We start from the raw sequence: 17,336 nt of genomic DNA, 5'->3' as shown, positions 1-17,336 counted from the left end.
GCCGAGCGTCGATCCGGGTTAGTTTTGATGTGCTGAACCGGAGCGTGGCTGGCGCAGCACCGGCAGCAGCGCCAATGTCGGCAGCAGCAGCACCGGCACCACAAGCAGGGCGCGCAGGATGCCGACGTGGTCACCGAGCAGCCCCAGCAGCGGCGGGCCGGCCAGGAACGCCGTGTAGCCGATCACCGCTACCACACTGACGCGCACGGGCGCGTGGGCCTCCTCGTCGGCAGCCGCGCTCATCCCGACCGGGAAGCCCAGCGACGCACCGAGCCCCCACAGCGCGACGCCGACGATCGCCAGCGGCCCCGAGCCGGCCAGCACCGCGAGACACGCGCCGAGGACGGCGAGCCCGATTGTGGTACTGAGCACCGGCACCCGGCCCCAGCGGTCCAGCGCGATCGTGCCCGCCGTACGCCCGAGGGTCATGCCGACGACGAAGACGCCGAAGACCGCCGCTCCGGCTGCCTCGCTCAGGTCCCGGCCGTCAACGAACGCGACAGCCAGCCAGTCGTTCGCGGCGCCCTCGGTGAACGCCGCCACCAGCACGAACAGCCCGATCAGCAGGGTGCGGGGCTCCCGCCAGGCGGCGAGCTGGGCACGACGACGGCCCGCCGGAGTGGCGTCCGCCGTGTCGCCCTCCGGGGTGTGGGCCGACGACGGCAGGTAGGCCCGCGTGGCGAGCACAGTGCCGGCCAGCACCACCACCGCCACCGCGCAGAGGTGCGCGCCGACCGCCACGTCCAGGCGTGCCGCCAGGGCGCCGAGGCCCGCGCCGGCCACCGAACCGAGGCTCCACCCGGCGTGGAAGCGGGGCATGATGGTGCGTCCCAGACGCCGTTCCACAGCAGCGGCCTCGACGTTCATTGCCACGTCGCAGGCACCTGATCCGTAGCCGAAGGCAACCAACCCGACCGCGACGACGACGAACGAACCGGTCAGGGTCGCGCCCAACCCCGCCACTGTCAGGCCGCCAGCGACCAGCACCGTGGCCAGCCGTACGGTGCGGGCGGTGCCGAGCAGCTGGGCGAGCAGCCCGGACGTGGGCATGGCCAGCAGCGCGCCGATGCTCATCGCCAGCAGCAGCAGACCGAGCCGCCCGGCGGAGAGGTCCAACGACTCACGGACCGCAGGCACCCGGGAGAACCAACTGCCGACGGCGAGTCCGTTCAGGCTGAAGGTGACGGCGACGCCGTTTCGGGCGAGCTTGACGGCCTGCGGCGGCAGGCCGGTGGCCGGGCCGGCAACCGAGCTGGTGGGGGCGCTCACGGGGGGTGGTTCCTCTTCCTCGACGGTGATCTCCTGGCACGATCGCACACCTGAGAGCGCTTCCACCACAAGCGTGTGACCGCCCTTACCAGCAACGCCACGGCCGGAGGATGATTCCATGCAGGCGCACGTCTGCCCGGGACGGGCGCCACGGGGAGGGCACCATGACGACAGCCGCACACCGCTCGGCCACGCTTGACGACGTCGCACGGGCCGCCGGGGTGTCACGCTCCACAGCCTCCCGGGTGATCGCCGGTACGGGGTTCGCGTCGCCACAGGCGCGCAAGCAGGTCATTGCGGCTGTCGACCAGCTCGGTTACGTGCCCAACCAGGCCGCGCGCGCACTCGTCCGGGGCCGGGGCGTACGACTGGTGGTGGCCGTCGCGGGAACGAGCGAGGCGGTGCTCGACGACCCGTACGTCCACCGGGTCGTCGGCTCGGCCGCCCGGGTCTGCGGGCCGGCCGGCGTCGGTGTGGCGCTGCACTGGCTGCCGCTCGGCGATCTGACCGGCCTGGACCAGCTCGCCCGGGACCGCAGTGTCTGCGGAGTGGTGCTGGTCAACACCACCGAGGACGTGCTGGACGCCGTACCCGAGTCGTTGCGTGGTCGGGTGGCTTCGATCGGCATCGGCTCGGCGACGGTGCCGTCGTTCGACGTCGACAACACCGCCGGCGCGGGCGAGGTGCTGCGCCACCTGTACGCCACGGGTCGCCGCCGGATCGCCATGGTGGCCGGGCCGCACTGGCTGCCGTGCTCGCGACGCCCGGTGCAGGCGTACCGCTCGTTGATGCGCCAGGCCGGCCTACCTGAACGCGTGGTGCCCGGTGACTTCACCGCCGCGCGTGGCCGGGTGGCGGCCGGCGAGGCGCTGCGTCGGTGGCCGGACGTCGACGCCATCTACGCGATCAGCGACGAGACGGCGCTCGGGGTGATGGCGGCGCTTCGTGACGAGGGAGTGCGGGTGCCCGGCGATGTGTCGGTGGCCGGTTTCGACGACATCCCCCTCGCCGCGATGACCGCTCCGGCGCTCACCACCGCCAGCCATCCGGTGGGCACGATCGCCACCGCCGCGGCCACCGCCGTGCTGGCCGGGCGTCCGGCCGCGCCGCTGACCCTCTTCCCGTCCGCCCTGGTGGCCCGGGTCAGCGCCTGACGTCCGCAGGAGCTTCACAGGCGCCTCCGTGGTCGGACCTCAGCGGCGGGAGGCCACAGCGGCGTACTCGGGTGAGGCGAGGAACTCGGTGAGCACCTCGACGGTGCCCGGGGTGTAGGGGCGGCCGTCGAGCACCTCGTCGCCGGGCACGAAGACCATCGCCGCGCCCTCGCCGAGCACCACGTCCTCCTGCCGGGCTCGTGTGGCGCCGAGGAAGTAGTGCACCTCCAGGTTCAGCTCGGGCATCGACTGCACGGCGAGCGGACGCAGGGGCGCGTCGGCACGCAGGCCGGTCTCCTCCCACAGCTCGCGCTCGGCGGTCTGCTGCGGGGTCTCCCCCGCCTCGCCGTACCCACCGGGCAGGCCCCAGACGTTCGGGTAGAAGGTGGCGTTGCCGTCGCGCAGTTGCAGCAGCAGCCGTCCGTCGGGATCCACAAGCAGCACGCACGCGTTCATAGCCACGCCCGCAGCGTATGCCAACGGGACACCCCGAGGCGGCACGGCGGCGCCAAAATAGTGTCGGCCCAAAAGCTCCAGGATAGACATTCACGCTGGGACCGACCTCATGGAAATGTGACAGCCGGCCGGTAAGATCGGCGACTGCGTTGTGACCGATCGCTGACTGCTCGTGGTGAAAGCGATCACACACACTGACTCCATGAACAGGAGATTCAACCGCGGTAGGGCACTCCGCGTCGCGGTGTGCCTCCTTCTTCTCGCCGCCCTGAGCAGCTGCATGGAACTCAACATGGGGCTCACCGTCAACGCCGACGACACTGTCGACGGGCAGTTGCTGCTGACCGCCCGGAAGTCCGTCCTGACCTCGCGGAACAAGAACGTTCCGGCGGCCTTCGCGGAGCTGCGGCAGAACATTCCCGCGCTGCCGCCAGGCGAGGAGGCCACCTACGAGGACAGCCAACTCTTCGGCACCCAGATCAGTTATCACAGGGCACCGCTGGCGGGCTTCGACAGCGAGAGCGTCAAACTCGTCCGGGACGGCGATTTCTACCGCTTCACTTTGCCGCTCGACCCGAAGCGATACGGCGGAAAAATCGCCCAACAGAATCCGCAACAACAGCAGGCATTCCTCAGGTTGATGTCATTCGAGATCTCGGTGACATTTCCCGGTCGGGTGATCGACACCAATGGCACCGTCAACGGGCGGTCGGTCACCTGGAAGGTGGACTCCAACAAGGACAAGCCGGTCGAGTTGCGGGCCGTCGCCGAGGCCCCGCCCCGCCCCTCTGGCTCGCCGGTGGCCGCCGCCGCCTCGGGCGGGTTCCCGTGGCTGCTCGTCGGCGGCGGCGTACTCCTGGTGCTGTTGCTCGCCGCTGTGGGCGTACTCCTGCTGCGACGCCGACGCCCGACGGCGCCGGCCGCCGCCGCACCTGCCGGGCCCGCTCCAACAGTGCCGGGCCCGACGGCGGGCTCACCCGGCTGATCCATCCGGTGGCCGGCCCTGCCGGCCGCGCCGACCTCGCCGACGGCGTCGCCCCGCGACGACGGCGACCGACACCGGGGCTCCCACCCGGGAGCACCGGACCTCACCACCCACCACAATCCGGTCGCACCATCGCAGAAAAGGGGGATCGCCGTGAACGATCTCTTCACCTGGGCAGCCCTGGGCAGCATGGCCGGCGCGAGCGCCGCCACCCTGCTGGCCACGAACGTCATCGGCGGGCTGATCGGCCCGAGCGGCGACAAGCTCCGCAAGTGGATCGCCATCGCCATCGCGCTGCTGCTGTCCTACGTGACGGCGGCGTTCGCCGACGACGCCGGCGGCGAGAAGTGGATCATTGCGTTCTTCAACGCGCTCGTCATCTTCTCCGCCGCGCTCGGCGTCAACCAGTTCCCGCCCGGCAACCGGCAGGCGACCCAGGCGTCGCCGACGCAGGTCGCGCAGGGTCGTGAGCCCCGTGTCTTCCGCTCGTGGGTCTGAGGGGATGTCGTCATGATCTTCGGAATTCTCAGCGCGGTGGTCCTGGTCGGCGCCAGCGCCGTCTTCGGCCTCCTGGCCGGCGGTCCGGTCGGCCTGCTCATCGGCGCCGTCGTGGGCCTGCTTGTCGGCGCGGTGTTCGGCTGGGCGGTGGCCTCCGCCGGGGTGTACGCCTCGGACGCCCGCGGCATCTTCCTCTTCGTCGTCGACCACACGTGGAGCCTGCTCAACACAGTGGTCGGGGCGATCTACCTGGCCGTGCACCTGATCTTCGGGCACTCGCTGGACAGGCCCACCTCACTGGGCAGCGGCCGGGTCAGCGTGGTGGAGGGCGTCTCACCGCGCTACGCCACCACCCTCGGCACCGTCTGCGCCGGCTCCAGCTCCGGCATCCAGCGGCACGAGGACGTGCACATCTTCCAGGCACGCCTGCTCGGGCCGCTCTACATCCCGCTGGTGCTGGCGAACTACGTGCTGTTCACCATCGCCCCGATCTGGCTGCTCTACCACGACCACACGAACGCCCCGATCAACCGTTTCACCAGGTACTTCGAGATCGGCGTCTACCCGCACGTGTGGAATGAGGCCATCGCGTACCGGATCCAGGGAACGCCACCGCGATGAGCAGCGACGGGCGCGGACCGATCGCGACGGCCACCGCCGAGCTGGCCGCCTGGCTTGCCGGCGCGGCGGGGGAACCCGTCCCGATCGGCCCGCCCCGAACCGACGGCGACGCCGCCGGGCTCACCCTCTGGCCCCTCGAACTGCGCCCGGCCCGGCAGACCCGCTCCAGCGGGGCGGTCCGCGAACCGTACCGGTTCACGATCCGCTACCTGCTCAGCGTGACCGGGCCGGCCGGGCTGGACCACCTCGACCGGGTGCTCACCGCCGCCACCAGCGACGGTAGCTACCCGATCGTGCTGGAGGCCGGCGACGCTCCGCTGTGGAGCGCGTTCGGCGTCGCGCCCCGCCCGGCGCTACTGATCGATGTACCGGCGCAGGTGGACCACCCGACCCCTGCCGCGCCACCGGTGCTGCAACCGCTGCGGCTGCGTCAGTTGGAGGTCCGCACACTCACCGGCCGTGTGGTCGGCCCCGACGACCAACCTCTCGCCGCGATGCGCGTCGAACTGCCCGCCACGGCGTCCGCCGCCCGAACCGGCCCCGACGGGCGGTTCCTCATCGTCGGGGTCCCGCACGACCCCGACAACCCCGGCCCGGTACGGCTCCGACTCAGCGGGCGCGGTCTCGTGCTCACCGCCGACGTCGACCCAGGCGAGGACGACATCGTCATCGTCTGCGCGCCACCGACCCACTGACGCACACCCGCACAGGAGGACCGATGCCCAGCTACTTCTCCCCCGGCATCTATGTCGAGGAGGTCCCCAGCGGCGCCCGACCGATCGGACCGGCGAGCACCAGCATCGCCGCGTTCGTCGGCGTCGCCCCGAACCGCACCGCCCAACTGGGCAGGGCGGTGCCCGTCAACAACTGGACCGAGTTCCTGCGGCTCTTCGCCGACGGCGACCAGACCGAGAGCACCCCACTGGCCCGGGCCGTCTTCGGCTTCCTGGACAACGGTGGCGCCCGCTGCTGGGTGGTGAACGTCGGCGAGGGCGGCGCCATCACCGGCACCGGCCAGCGCCGCGCCGGCCTGCAACTGCTGGAGGCTGTCGACGAGATCTCCATCATCGCCGCCCCCGGCTTCCACGACGTGGTGTCCCACGAGGCTCTGCTCAGCATGGCCGAGCGGACCCGCACCATGGTGGCGATCTGCGACCCGGCGCCCGACATCGACGACATCGCCGCGCTGACGAAGGTCGCCACGCCGTCGTCAGGCAAACCCCCGAAACCCGCCGAGGGTACGGGCGGCGGCGCTGGCTCGGCTGGCGCTGGCTCGGGCGGCGGCGCTGGCGGCGGCTCCGGCTCGGGCGGCGGCGCTGGCTCCGGTGGGCCTGAGGGTGCTGCGTACCGGCCCCGGCAGTCCGAGTTCGGCGCCTTCTACTACCCGTGGCTTCGGGTACGCGACCCGATCAGCGGAGAACTGGAACTCACCCCGCCCAGCGGGCACCTCGCTGGCATCTGGGCGCGAACCGACGCCCTGCGCGGCGTCCACAAAGCGCCAGCGAACGAACCCGTCCGCGGCGCCGTCGACCTGGGCTACCTCGTCACCCGACCCGAGCACGACGTGCTCAACCCCAAGGGCGTCAACGTGATCCGCTACTTCGCCGGCGAGGGCATCCGCGTCTGGGGCGCCCGTACGCTCGCCGCCGAAGCCAGTGAGTGGCGCTACCTCAACGTCCGGCGGCTCAGCATCGCCATCGAACAGGCCATCGCCAACGGCACCCGCTGGATGGTGTTCGAACCCAACGACTTCACCCTCTGGCGCTCGATCCGACGCGACATCGGGGCGTTCCTCACCCGGGTCTGGCGCGACGGCGCGCTGCTCGGGCGCAGCCCGGAAGAGGCGTTCTTCGTCAAGTGCGACGAGGAGACCAACCCGCCGGACGTCCGCGACGCCGGCATGGTGATCGCCCACATCGGCATCGCCGTCGTCAAGCCCGCCGAGTTCGTGGTGTTCAAGCTGAGCCAGTGGGCCGGCGGCACCGAGACCGAGACGATCGGAGGCTGACCCATGCCCACCACAGCCACCCCGCAGCCCGGCGCCCCGGCCGACCCGTACCGGGCGTACAACTTCCGGCTGCTCATCAACGGCGTCACCAACGGCCATTTCACCGAGATGAGCGGGCTGGAGATGAACATCCCCGGGCAGCCGTACCGCGAGCACGGCCTCGGCCGGATGCGGATGGTCCCGGGCCAGGCCGAGTACGAGCCGGTGACGCTGCACTTCGGCCTCACCGCGTCCCGCGAGCTGTGGGACTGGGTGAATGCCACCGCCCAGGGCACCCTCAACCGCCGCAACGTGTCGGTGGTGCTGCTGGACTCGGTGGGCACCGCCGAGGTGCTGCGCTGGAACCTCATCGACGCCTGGCCCACCCGGTGGCGCGGCGCGCACCTCAACACCCTGAGCCACGAGATCGCCATCGCGTCGCTGACGCTGCGCTACGAGGGCCTTGAGCTGGAGTCCGGCAGTGCCACCGCGCCGACCCCCGCGTAGCTGGCTGGCGGGGCGGTTGCGCTCGGCCGCCGGGGCGACGCTGCGCCTCGCCCGTCAGGTCGAGCACGCCGACCCACCACATGCCTCGTCGGACGAAGGGCCGGTGGACCCGCGGCCGGGCCACCGTTCGGACCAGCGGTCGCAGCAGCGGCTGTCGGAGCACAGGTCTTTGGAGCAGCGGCTGTCGGAGCACGGGCCTGTGGAGCAGTGGCTGTCGGAGGACCGGCCGGTCGATCGACGGGCGTCGGTCGGCGAGGCGGCGCCGCGTCGGTTCGGGGAGCCGCCTCGGCACTGGCTGGACCTCGTCGCCGCCCACGCCCCCGGGCTGCTGCGCGAGCTGGATCTCGACAGGGCTCCGACAGACCGACACGACGACGCTCGGGACGTCCCCGATCCGGTCGAATGGGCCGGCGACGGCACGGGTCCGGGGCGGGCGTTCACTGGCGGCGCGACGGTCCATGGTGCGGCGGCGGCCGACGGGCCGCAGGCGGGCGCCGCCGGCTCGGTGGGTGCGGCCAGCGGCTCGCGCGGTACGGCCGGCTCGCTCGGTACAGCCGGCTTGCTCGGTACGGCCGGCTCGCTCGGTACAGGCGGTTCAGTCGGTGCGAGCGGCTCGTTCGGTGCTACCGGCTGGGTTGTTGGTGGTGGAGCTGACAGGTTCGCGGGGCCAGGTAACCGCGAGAGCGGCGGAGAGCCGGATCGAGGGCACCGTGGCGCGGGCAGGTCATCCGGGCGTGGCAGCGCGACAGGAGCGCATCGTCCTGACACCCGAGCCGGAAGATCCGTCGAGGGAGCCCGGCCGCTGATCCGCCCTGCGGTCCCCCACCTCACGACCAGCACCCGTCCCGGGCGCGGCTCGTGGCCGCCAGCAGAGATCTTGGAAGATTTCGGCCCTTCCAGGGGCAGTTTCCTTCCAAGATCCGTTACGACGCGGGTGGGCGGCCGGCACCAGGGCGTCTGGGGCTGGTTTGCGACTGCTGCGCGGGGTGGAGGGCGGTCCGGGTCGGGTGGTCGAGGGCAGCGTGTTGGAGGTAACGCGTTCGGAGCCACCGGTGATGGGCTCGCAGGCGATCCGCGCGCTTTCCACGATGACCCGCGAGGGCATGGGGGCGACCAGCGGAGCGTTGCGGACGACCAACTCGCAACCGGCGGCGACCGGCGCGGAGCCCGGGCTGACCAACGCGGCGTCGAGAGTGGCCGGTTCGCGCCGGGCAGTCCCAGCGTTTGGAGGAACTCCAACAGCTCGGTCGTGGTCGGCCGCTCGTCTCAACAGGGCTTGAGCAATGCCGCCTGGTCCGACGGGCGGGGCGGTTCCGCGCCTGCCGCGTTGACGGAGGGCGCGCGGTCGACAGGTGCGAGGGTCACCGAGGGCTCCGGGGCGACAAGCGCCGACCCGCGAGCGGAAGCCATGTTGACGACGGGCACCGCGTTGGCGACGGGGGCCGGGGCGACGAGGGCGGGGGCGACGGGGGTCGTGGCCGGCGGGGACGCGGCCTCGCGGACTCGGTTCGTGGCAGGTGACCGCTCGGGTGGCGGCGTTGCCGCAGCGGATGCCGGAGGCGCGGCTGGCGGTCGACCGATTGAGGTGGCTCGCTCCACCGGCAGCGGGCCCTGGCCGGCGCTTCCGGACGAGATGGCGTGGCCCGGACAGCCGGCCGCGGCAACTGGTCGGGCCGCTGGACCGGGGCACGGGCATCGCGACGACGGATGGGCGTCCAGGACTTCCGACCCGTGGCCGACGCTGCCGGATGACCGATCGCTGTGGGCGGTGCCTGGCGAGGCGCTGGACGCCACCCGGGTGGATCGGCTGGACCGGGAACAGGCGAGCGACTGATGGAGCGCGTCGCCTTCCTCATCGACTCCTCCGGGGAGCGGGTGGACTGCCTGCTCAACCCGGAGACCGTGCAGGTGACACGGCTCGCCGGCGTACGCCATCGGGGCGCGGCCGGCGGTCAGCTCACCGGGTCCGGGCTTGCCGACGACCCGCTGGTCTTCACCGGCGGCGGTCGGACCGAGCTGGTGCTCGACCTGCTCTTCGACGTCGACTTCGTGCAGGCGCAGGTCCGTCCGCCCGACGTACGGGTGCTCACCCGTCCACTGTGGATGCTTGCGGAGAACTCCAGCGCCGAGCACGGGTGGCTGCGGCCTCCGCTGGTCCGGCTGGTCTGGGGCAAGACCTGGAACGTGCCCGGCGTGATCATCGCGGTGGCCGAGCGGTTCGACGCGTTCACCGGTACCGGCTCGCCGCGGCGTTCCTGGCTGCGGCTGAAGCTGGTTCGGGCCGCCGAGACGGCCGACCAGGCGGAGGCCGGATTCGCCGAGGAACTGGCCGCGGCGAGCACCCCGACCGCCGCACCCGGCAGCGCTGTGGTCGCCGCCGGTGACGGGGCGGCCGAGGCGGGCAGCACCGGGGTGCGCTTCGATCTGCTGGCCAACGACGCGCTCGGGTCGCCGCTGCGCTGGCGGTTGCTGGCCGAGCACAACCGGATCACCGACCCCCTGGCGGTGCCTGCGGGCACCACGCTTGCCGTCCCGCCGCCGACCGGCGGCATCGGAGGCAGCGGCACCACGGGCGGCGGCAGCACGAGCACCGACGCCGGCGGGGCGGCGCTGGCCGGGATCGCCCGCGCCGTGGCCGGTGCGGTGGGCTCCGGCGCGTCGTTCGTGGGCACGTCGCTCGCCACCAGCGCCGCCACCTGGTCTCCCACCACCAACCCGGGGGGTACGCCGTGACGAGCATCGCGCCCCGGGCGCTCACGGTTCTGCTCGACGGCGTCGAGCTGAGTGCACCGGCCCGACAGCGGGTCCGTTCGCTGCGGGTGGCGGCGCGACTCGACCAGCCCACCCAGGCCGAACTGGTGCTCGCCACCGGTGCCGGCAGCGGCGCCTTCGATCCCCCGGTACGGCCGGGCACGTCGCTCAGCGTGCGTCTCGCCGACCATGCCGACGCGCTGTTCGCCGGGGAGGTCACCTGTGTGGAGGTGGAGTACGCCGCCGATGGCGCGGCGGTGCTGCGCCTGCGGGCGTACGACGCGTTGCACCGGCTGCGAAAGCGACAGGGGCTTCGGGTCTTCACGTCGGTGACCGCCGCCGAACTGGCCGGTGAACTGTGTGGCGAGGTGGGGCTGACGGTGACCGTCGAGTGCGACGGGCCACGGCTGGAGCGGCTGGTGCAGCACCGGCACAGCGACCTGGAACTGCTGCGTGAGGTGACCGGCCGGGCGGGGCTGCACCTGGCCGCCGACGGCGACGGGGTACGTCTGGTCTCGCTGGCCGGCTACGGCGAGCCTGTCGCGTTGGCTCTCGGCGTGGACGTGCACACGCTGCGGTTGGCCACGAACTCCGACCAGGCCAGCGGTGCCAGCGCGGCGTTGGGCTGGCATCCGCAGCGGGCCGAGCCGATCAGCCAGCGGGTCGACGAGGCGCGCTGCGGCCGACCGGCAGGCGACCGTCCGGACCCGGCCGACGTGGGCGCCGACGGGGTACGTACCGCTGTGGACCAGCCTGGCCGCAGCGACGACGAGTTGGCGGCGCTGGCCCAGGCCCGCCTGGACACGCGCGCCGCCGCGCTGGTCACCGCCGAGGGGGTGGCCGAGGGCGATCCGGCGTTGCGGCCGGGCCGACGGATCACGCTGTCCGGTGTGCCCGACCCGGTCGCCGGCGCGTACGTGCTGACCGAGGTGGTGCACACGGTCGACGGCAACGGGCACCTGACCCGGTTCTCCACGGTGCCGCCGGCCGCACCAGCCCGTCCGGCAGGTGCCGGTGCCACTGTGACGCTGGGCACCGTCACCGACGTCGCCGACCCGGACGGGCTGGGCCGCGTACGGCTGACCCTGCCGGCGTACGGGGATCTGGACGCTGGATGGCTCGGCGTTCTGTGCCCCGGTGCGGGGCGCGGCAAGGGGCTTGTGGCGTTGCCCGACCCGGACGACACGGTGCTTGTGGTGTTGCCTGGCGGCGAGCCGGCCTCGGGCATCGTCCTGGGCTCGCTGTTCGGTGCCGTCGAGCCGTACGACGCGGGTGTCGACGACGGGCGGGCCCGCCGCTGGTCGCTGCGGACGGCGGGTGGGCAGTCGATCGTCGTGGACGACGTACGGCGCAGCCTGCGTCTGGCGACCGAGGGCGGAAGTTTCCTGGAGCTGACCCCCGATCTGGCGACCCTGCACGCGGCGACCGATCTGGTCATCTCCGCGCCCGGGCGGGCCATTGTGGTCCGCGCCCGCAGCGTGGACTTCCTGCACGCCGAGTCGACCGAGGACCCGGCCACTGCGGCGCGGCAGGCCGCCTCGCTGGCCCGCGCCCATCACGAAGGAGGCGGCTGATGCGCTGGATCCACCGCGACTCGCTGATCACCTGCGATCACGACGGCCGGGTCGAGAACCGGCCGTCGCAGGAGTGGGTGACCGTCACCGCAGTACCGGTGCTGGTGGACGACGACCCGGAAGGTCGCAAGATCGTCGCCTGCCCGAACTACGGCCCGACAATCAAGCCGTGCACGAAGACGCTCACCGTCCGGGTCGGCTACAGCGACTGGGTACGCGTCGACGGGCACCGGGTGGTGCTGTCGCACCTGGAGGGGTTCACCAACGGCACGCCGCCGGGCGCTGTCCACCACACGGTGCGCGATGCGCGCCAGGCGTTCCTGGGGGCGGACCGGTGAGGGCGTTCCGGTTCGTCGGCGCGGGCTTCGACGCCGGGCGGGGCGGAGGGCTGGCGCTCACCGCCGCAGGTGGCCTGGCGATGACCGACGGCGACGAGAGCGTACGCCAGGCGTTGTGTCTGCTGTTGTCGACGACCCCGGGCGAGCGGCTGATGCGACCCGGGTACGGGTCACGGCTGCATCGTTTGATCTTCGCGCCGAACGACGACACGACGGCCGGGCTGGCCATCCACTACGTCCGGCAGGCGATCGCCCGTTGGGAGCCCCGGGTCGAGGTGATCGACGTGGACGCCGGGCCGGACCCGGACGACGCGTGGCGGTTGGTGATCCGGCTGGACTACCGGGTGCGGGCCAGCCTGACGCCCGGGCAGTTGGTGTTCTCCGTGGACCTGCTCGCCGCCGACGACCCGGGAGGACCGTCATGACGCTGCCCGTGCCGCACCTGGACGACCGGGGGTTTCTCGACCTGGTCACCGAGGCCCGCGAGCGGATCCGCCAGTCCTGCCCGGCCTGGACCGACCTGTCGGCGCACGACCCGGGCATGGCGCTCGTGGAGGCGTTCGCGCACCTCACCGAGGTGATGATCTACCGGCTGAACCAGTTGCCGGAGAAGGCGTACGTCTCGTTCCTGAACCTGCTCGGGGTGACCCGGCACGCGCCGACGGCGGCCTGGGCGGACGTCCGTTTCACACGCAGCGGCACCGATCGGGGCGCGGTACGGATCCCGGCGGGTCTGCGGGTCGCGGCGGCGCGCGGCGCGGACCCCAGGCCTGTCGTGTTCGTCACCACCGAGCCGGCGCTGCTGGCGGCCGGCGAGGCGTCGGTGACGGTCCGGATGCACCACTGCGAGCCGGTGGAGGCGGAGATGCTTGGTGTCGGCACCGGCCAGCCGGGCCAGGTGTTGCGGGCGTCCCGGGCTCCGCTGGCGCACACCGCCGAGGCGCTGGACCTGCTGCTCGGTGTGGAGGTGCCCGCCGGCTCGGTGGAGTTGGGGGCGGCGGCCCGCGAGCACGACGGCCGCACGTTCGAGATCTGGCAGCCGGTGGAAAGCTTCGCAGGGCTCGGCAGGCAGGCCAAGGCGTACCTCGTGGACCGCTGTTCGGGCACGATCACCTTCGCCCCGGCCCTCGACCTGCGTCCGCCCGCCGACGCGACCCGGGCCGACGCGACGCCCGCTGACGCGACGCCCGCCGACGCGACGCCCGCCGACGCGCCCGCGGACCCGGCCCGGACCGGCGTGCCCTCAGGGACGGTGGCGGCGGTGCCGCCGGCCGGGCGGCAGGTCCGGCTCTGGTACCGGGCCGGCGGCGGGCCGACCGGCAACGTGGCGGCGGGCACGCTCACCAGCCTGCGCGATCCCCTGCCCGGGGTACGCGTGGACAACCCCACGCCGGCCGCCGGCGGGCGGGAGGTGGAGGCGCTGGAGTCGGTGCTGCTGCGCGGCCCGTACGAGTTCTTCGCCCAGCAGCGCGCGGTCACCGCCCGCGACTTCGAGGTGCTGGCCACGGCCTCGGGCGCTGTGGCGCGGGCGCGGGCGTTCACCCGCGCCGCTGTGTACAGCTTCGCCCGGCCGGGCGAGGTGGAGGTGGTGCTGGTGCCGTACGTCCCGCCGGCGGCCCGCCCGGGTGACCGGCTGTCGGTGGCGGTGCTGCGCGAGCACGAGGTGCCCGAGGCGCGGCATCGCGTGGAGGCCGACCTGGAGCAGCGCCGCATGATGGGAGTCCGGTCCCGGGCGACGTGGGCCCGGTTCAAGGCGGTGTCGGTACGGGCGCGCGTGGTGGTGCGGCGCGAGGAGGACGTGGACGCGGTCCGGCGGCGCATCCACGACCGGCTGCACCAGACGTTGAGCCCGCTGCCCACCGCGCTCAACCCGACGGGCTGGCCGTTCGGCGAGCCGCTGCGGGCGTCGAACGTTTACCGGCTGCTGGAGCACGCCGAGCCGGGCGTGCGCTACGTCGAGTCGGTGCGGTTCGTTGTCGACGAGGCGCCCGACGCGGAGGTACGCGCTCTCGCCGTCGACAAGTACCAGCCCCGCACCTGGTACGCCGGGCGCGGTCCGGTGCTGTTCCGGTCCACGAATGCCGGGGCGGGCTGGGAGCCGACCGGCCGGTTCGACGACGAGACGGTGCTGCGGGTGGCGCCCGCGCCCGCTCCGGTGCGGCCCGGCATCGTGCCGCGTCCCGGTTCGGTGGCAGTGGTGACGCTGCGTGCGTCCGGTGGCTCCCGGGTGCACCTGAGCACCGACCTGGGTGAGACCTGGTCGCTGCTGACCGACCTGGACTCGCGCATCTCCGACGTGGCATGGCTGGACCGCGACGGCGCGGGTGCGCTGCTGGTGGCCACCGACACCGGCCTGTACGAGGTGTCGTTGCTGCCCGGCGCGGTGCCGTTGCAGATCCTCGTCGACCCGTCCGACGCCGATCGAGGCTTCTACGCGGTGCGGGCGTTCGTCTCCGAGCGGGGTGCGCCAGGTGTGGCGGTGGCGGCGCAGGCCGGCTTCGGGGTGTACCTGTCGACTGCCGGCGGCCGGCCGGGGAGCTTCGCGCACGTCGGTCTGTCGAATGTGGACAACCGGGTGTTGTCGGTGCAGTACGACGGCCCCGCGACGCTGTTGTGGAGCGGCGCGGGTGAGCCGGATCCGAAGAAGCCCGGCCAGGGCTGCCACCGCACGCGACTGTTCGAGTCGGACGTGCAGTGGCAGACGATGCAGGCCGGGTGGATCGGCGGCACCTGCCGGGACCTAGCGTTCGCCGGCCCGCTGGCGCTTGCGGCCACGCAGAGCGGTGGCGTGCTACGCCTGGACACCCTCGCCGCGCAGCCGCAGTGGCAACCGGTGATGGTCAACTGCGGGTTGCCGCTGCGCGACAGGACCCGGTTCGTACCTGTCGACGCCATCGCGGTGAGCGGCCCCGCGACCAGCCCCACCGGTGGCGCCGCGGCGGCCGAGCGGCTGGTCCTGGCCGGCGGCGAGCGCGGGGTGTACCGCAGCGCCGACGCGGTCGACTGGACCGCCAGCGCCAACCAGGCCACCGCCGACGTGGTGACCGTTCCGGACACGTGGCTGCTCTGCTCCGGCGAGCACGACATCGAGGTGGTGCGCCAGGATGCGACGCTCGGCGATTGAGCGGCTGCTGCCCGCCGCGTACCAGCGGGCGTGCGTGCCGGGCAGCGTGCTCTGGGCGCTGCTGGAGGTGATGGAGGGGCTGCACGCCCCGGACGAGGCCATCCTCGCCGAGGTGGACGCCCTGTTCGATCCGTACCGGGCGCCGGACGGGCTTGTCGTGCGGCTGACCCGCTGGGTGGCGATGGACCACGTGGTGGCCGCACCTCGGCCGGACGCCCCGCTGCCGTTGCCGCTGGGCCGGCTTCGTGACCTGGTGGCCAACGCCGCGCTGCTGGCCCGGTGGCGTGGCACCCCGTACGGGATGCGCAGGGCCCTTGAGCTGGCCACCGGCGTGCCGGGTTTCGTCATCGACGAACCGGCGGAGCAGCCCTTTCACATCGTGGTGCGGGTGCCGGCGACCGCCGGCGGTCAGCTCGCCCTCGTCACCCGCATCGTCGAGGCGGAGAAGCCCGTCGCGGTGACCGCCGAGGTCGCCCTGCATGGCCCGCCCTCGCCCACCCCGGAGGGCGACTCCGACGCGGCGATCCCGACGCCGGCCCCGGACGGCGACTTTGACGCGGCGACCCCGACGCCGGGCCCGGCGATCGGCCGGGCGGCGGTGCCGCACCACCCCGTCTCGCACCCATCTTCCGCAGAGGAGCCGTCATGACCACCGAATGGACCGTCGCCGCCGCCGCTTCCCAGTTCACACTGGACGCCGGCAACCGGGGCGAGCTGACCTTCACCGTCTCGAATCCGCACCAGGCGCCGGACACAGTGGTCTTCGACGTCGCGCCAGGCGAGGGCAGCCAGCGTGCCTGGTTCGACGTGATAGAGCCGCAGCGGGTGGTGCCCGGGCCGGGCTCGGTCTCGTTCCTGGTGCGGCTCGCCGTTCCGCCCGGCACCGCGCCTCGCCGCTACGACATGACCGGCTTCGCGTACTCGGCGAACACCGCGCCGGAGGAGAGTTCCCGCTCCAGCGGCCGGGTGACGTACGAGGTTCAGGCGGTGGCCGCGCCGAAGCGGACGCCGTGGCCGTGGATCGCCGCAGCGGCGGTGGTGCTGGTGCTGGTGGTGGGCGGGGTGGCCGGCTATCTGCTGACCCGGCCGGACGGCACCACGCCCGGTGCGCCACGGGTGGTGACGGTGGAGGCGGAGAGCCTTGTCGACGGCGCGCAGGTGGAGTCACCGGCCGGAACCGGCGCGACTGTGGTGTCGCAGCCGAACTGCTGCGCGGTGACCTGGTCGGACGACAAGCAGTTGTTCTTCCAGGGCCTTGCGCCGGGCGACCGGGTCAGCCTCACCGTCGACCTGCCGGCCGACGCGGTCTGGCTCTTCTCCGCCGCCCGCACCACCTCGTTCGACTACGCCAACACCATCTGGCAGGTCGACGGCACGCAGCTCGGCGGCACGTTCTTCGGCTTCACGCCGAAGGTGGTCCTGCAGGACTTCACCGACGTGGGCACGATCCGGCTCGGCGCGGGCCGGCACACGCTCACGCTTGTGGCGGTGGGCCGGACCCAGGGCGTCAACCGCTACTTCGCCGGTGTCGACCAGATCCGCTTCACCGAGGTCAGCGGGGCGGTCGCGCAACGATGAGCGGCCGGCAGAAGCTGTTGTTGGTGACGCTTGCGGTGCTGCTTGTGGCTTCGTTCGCGCTTGCCGTCGGCGTGGGCGGCGGCGAGCGGGGACGCGCGGGCGAACCGTCCGGGGTGGTCGGGCGGCTGAGTGGGCTGGCCGGCGGGAGCAGCACCGTCGACCCGGCGACAGTACGGGCCGGCTGCGACCGCACCGCCGACGTGCTCAGCTTCGTCGGTGGCTGCGAGCTGCGGGTTGCCGACCCGGGCGGGCTCCGGACGCTGGTGCTGCGCAGCGGTCGGGCCTTCACGGTGACCGCCCCGGCGCCCCGGGACGCCGACCTCACCGTCCGGGCCGACGCCGAGCCGGGCGACGACGGCGAGGCTGTCGCCCGGATCGCCGTCGACGATGCGGCAGTCGTGCTGCTCAGGTGTCCGGGAGGTGTGGCATGCACTGTCACCATCGCCGCCACCTGATCCACCTACCGGCCGGCAGCGGCCACGAGGAGGTCCGAC

Annotated in this window: 17 protein-coding genes; 15 read left to right on the top strand and 2 right to left on the bottom strand. The window is 72.9% G+C overall.

Annotation, left to right across the window (positions count from 1 at the left end; translation table 11 throughout):
- Positions 1-18: 18 nt before the first annotated feature.
- Positions 19-1,269: an MFS transporter gene (locus ADK66_RS26275; RefSeq protein ID WP_053660099.1), complete on the bottom strand. Its 1,251-nt coding sequence runs from the start codon at positions 1,267-1,269 to the stop codon at positions 19-21.
- Between the two features lie 164 nt (positions 1,270-1,433).
- Here ADK66_RS26275 and ADK66_RS26270 point away from each other — a divergent pair, with 164 nt between their 5' ends.
- On the top strand, positions 1,434-2,423 hold the full coding sequence (locus ADK66_RS26270) for a LacI family DNA-binding transcriptional regulator (RefSeq protein ID WP_053659865.1): 990 nt from the start codon (positions 1,434-1,436) through the stop codon (positions 2,421-2,423).
- A 39-nt stretch (positions 2,424-2,462) separates the two neighbouring features.
- Here ADK66_RS26270 and ADK66_RS26265 read toward each other — a convergent pair whose 3' ends face one another.
- A complete protein-coding gene (locus ADK66_RS26265; protein ID WP_053659863.1) occupies positions 2,463-2,879 on the bottom strand; it encodes an NUDIX domain-containing protein in 417 nt (138 codons plus the stop codon).
- Positions 2,880-3,159: 280 nt separating this feature from the next.
- Between ADK66_RS26265 and ADK66_RS26260 the strand changes: the two genes are divergently transcribed.
- The 14 genes from ADK66_RS26260 (at position 3,160) to ADK66_RS26190 (ending at position 17,297) form a co-directional block, all read left to right on the top strand.
- Positions 3,160-3,864 carry a DUF3153 domain-containing protein gene (locus tag ADK66_RS26260; protein ID WP_231640200.1) on the top strand — a complete coding sequence of 235 codons (705 nt, stop codon included), beginning with the start codon at positions 3,160-3,162 and terminating at the stop codon, positions 3,862-3,864.
- Between the two features lie 153 nt (positions 3,865-4,017).
- Positions 4,018-4,362 (top strand): hypothetical protein, encoded by a 345-nt coding sequence (locus ADK66_RS26255; RefSeq protein WP_053659859.1) that lies wholly within the window; start codon positions 4,018-4,020, stop codon positions 4,360-4,362.
- Positions 4,363-4,374: 12 nt separating this feature from the next.
- A complete protein-coding gene (locus tag ADK66_RS26250) occupies positions 4,375-4,983 on the top strand; it encodes a glycine zipper family protein (RefSeq protein WP_053659857.1) in 609 nt (202 codons plus the stop codon).
- Positions 4,980-5,678, top strand: coding sequence for a carboxypeptidase-like regulatory domain-containing protein (locus tag ADK66_RS26245; protein WP_053659854.1), 699 nt, complete (start codon positions 4,980-4,982; stop codon positions 5,676-5,678). Before ADK66_RS26250 ends, ADK66_RS26245 begins: the two co-directional genes overlap by 4 nt.
- 23 nt (positions 5,679-5,701) lie before the next feature.
- The gene (locus ADK66_RS26240) at positions 5,702-6,991 is read left to right on the top strand and encodes a phage tail sheath subtilisin-like domain-containing protein (RefSeq protein ID WP_053659852.1); all 1,290 of its coding nucleotides are present in this window, start codon (positions 5,702-5,704) and stop codon (positions 6,989-6,991) included.
- Positions 6,992-6,994: 3 nt separating this feature from the next.
- Positions 6,995-7,477: a phage tail protein gene (locus ADK66_RS26235; protein WP_053659849.1), complete on the top strand. Its 483-nt coding sequence runs from the start codon at positions 6,995-6,997 to the stop codon at positions 7,475-7,477.
- A 1,833-nt stretch (positions 7,478-9,310) separates the two neighbouring features.
- Positions 9,311-10,210 carry a hypothetical protein gene (locus ADK66_RS26225; protein ID WP_053659844.1) on the top strand — a complete coding sequence of 300 codons (900 nt, stop codon included), beginning with the start codon at positions 9,311-9,313 and terminating at the stop codon, positions 10,208-10,210.
- Positions 10,207-11,802 (top strand): contractile injection system protein, VgrG/Pvc8 family, encoded by a 1,596-nt coding sequence (locus ADK66_RS26220; RefSeq protein WP_053659842.1) that lies wholly within the window; start codon positions 10,207-10,209, stop codon positions 11,800-11,802. Before ADK66_RS26225 ends, ADK66_RS26220 begins: the two co-directional genes overlap by 4 nt.
- Positions 11,802-12,140 carry a hypothetical protein gene (locus tag ADK66_RS26215; protein WP_053659840.1) on the top strand — a complete coding sequence of 113 codons (339 nt, stop codon included), beginning with the start codon at positions 11,802-11,804 and terminating at the stop codon, positions 12,138-12,140. Before ADK66_RS26220 ends, ADK66_RS26215 begins: the two co-directional genes overlap by 1 nt.
- On the top strand, positions 12,137-12,565 hold the full coding sequence (locus ADK66_RS26210) for a GPW/gp25 family protein (RefSeq protein WP_053659838.1): 429 nt from the start codon (positions 12,137-12,139) through the stop codon (positions 12,563-12,565). Before ADK66_RS26215 ends, ADK66_RS26210 begins: the two co-directional genes overlap by 4 nt.
- Complete coding sequence (locus ADK66_RS26205; RefSeq protein ID WP_053659836.1) at positions 12,562-15,264, top strand: putative baseplate assembly protein; 2,703 nt, start codon at positions 12,562-12,564, stop codon at positions 15,262-15,264. The genes ADK66_RS26210 and ADK66_RS26205 overlap by 4 nt, the downstream gene beginning before the upstream one ends.
- Positions 15,245-15,913 carry a phage tail protein gene (locus tag ADK66_RS26200; RefSeq protein WP_053659834.1) on the top strand — a complete coding sequence of 223 codons (669 nt, stop codon included), beginning with the start codon at positions 15,245-15,247 and terminating at the stop codon, positions 15,911-15,913. Before ADK66_RS26205 ends, ADK66_RS26200 begins: the two co-directional genes overlap by 20 nt.
- Positions 15,910-16,842, top strand: coding sequence for a hypothetical protein (locus ADK66_RS26195; RefSeq protein ID WP_053659832.1), 933 nt, complete (start codon positions 15,910-15,912; stop codon positions 16,840-16,842). The genes ADK66_RS26200 and ADK66_RS26195 overlap by 4 nt, the downstream gene beginning before the upstream one ends.
- Positions 16,839-17,297 (top strand): hypothetical protein, encoded by a 459-nt coding sequence (locus ADK66_RS26190; RefSeq protein ID WP_053659830.1) that lies wholly within the window; start codon positions 16,839-16,841, stop codon positions 17,295-17,297. Before ADK66_RS26195 ends, ADK66_RS26190 begins: the two co-directional genes overlap by 4 nt.
- The last annotated feature ends 39 nt before the right edge of the window (positions 17,298-17,336 follow it).

The sequence above is a fragment of the Micromonospora sp. NRRL B-16802 genome (genome assembly GCF_001279555.1).
In the GTDB taxonomy this organism is placed as follows: domain Bacteria; phylum Actinomycetota; class Actinomycetes; order Mycobacteriales; family Micromonosporaceae; genus Micromonospora; species Micromonospora profundi.
The sequence above is the reverse complement of the archived record's forward strand: the minus strand, read 5'-3'. Positions and strand labels throughout refer to the sequence as shown.

Coding starts and splice junctions, on each gene's coding strand:
- ADK66_RS26270 (WP_053659865.1), top strand. CDS start 1,434: ATGACGACAGCCGCACACCGCTCGGCCACGCTTGACGACGTCGCACGG.
- ADK66_RS26265 (WP_053659863.1), bottom strand. CDS start 2,879: ATGAACGCGTGCGTGCTGCTTGTGGATCCCGACGGACGGCTGCTGCTG.
- ADK66_RS26260 (WP_231640200.1), top strand. CDS start 3,160: ATGGAACTCAACATGGGGCTCACCGTCAACGCCGACGACACTGTCGAC.
- ADK66_RS26250 (WP_053659857.1), top strand. CDS start 4,375: ATGATCTTCGGAATTCTCAGCGCGGTGGTCCTGGTCGGCGCCAGCGCC.
- ADK66_RS26245 (WP_053659854.1), top strand. CDS start 4,980: ATGAGCAGCGACGGGCGCGGACCGATCGCGACGGCCACCGCCGAGCTG.
- ADK66_RS26240 (WP_053659852.1), top strand. CDS start 5,702: ATGCCCAGCTACTTCTCCCCCGGCATCTATGTCGAGGAGGTCCCCAGC.
- ADK66_RS26235 (WP_053659849.1), top strand. CDS start 6,995: ATGCCCACCACAGCCACCCCGCAGCCCGGCGCCCCGGCCGACCCGTAC.
- ADK66_RS26225 (WP_053659844.1), top strand. CDS start 9,311: ATGGAGCGCGTCGCCTTCCTCATCGACTCCTCCGGGGAGCGGGTGGAC.
- ADK66_RS26215 (WP_053659840.1), top strand. CDS start 11,802: ATGCGCTGGATCCACCGCGACTCGCTGATCACCTGCGATCACGACGGC.
- ADK66_RS26205 (WP_053659836.1), top strand. CDS start 12,562: ATGACGCTGCCCGTGCCGCACCTGGACGACCGGGGGTTTCTCGACCTG.
- ADK66_RS26200 (WP_053659834.1), top strand. CDS start 15,245: ATGCGACGCTCGGCGATTGAGCGGCTGCTGCCCGCCGCGTACCAGCGG.
- ADK66_RS26195 (WP_053659832.1), top strand. CDS start 15,910: ATGACCACCGAATGGACCGTCGCCGCCGCCGCTTCCCAGTTCACACTG.
- ADK66_RS26190 (WP_053659830.1), top strand. CDS start 16,839: ATGAGCGGCCGGCAGAAGCTGTTGTTGGTGACGCTTGCGGTGCTGCTT.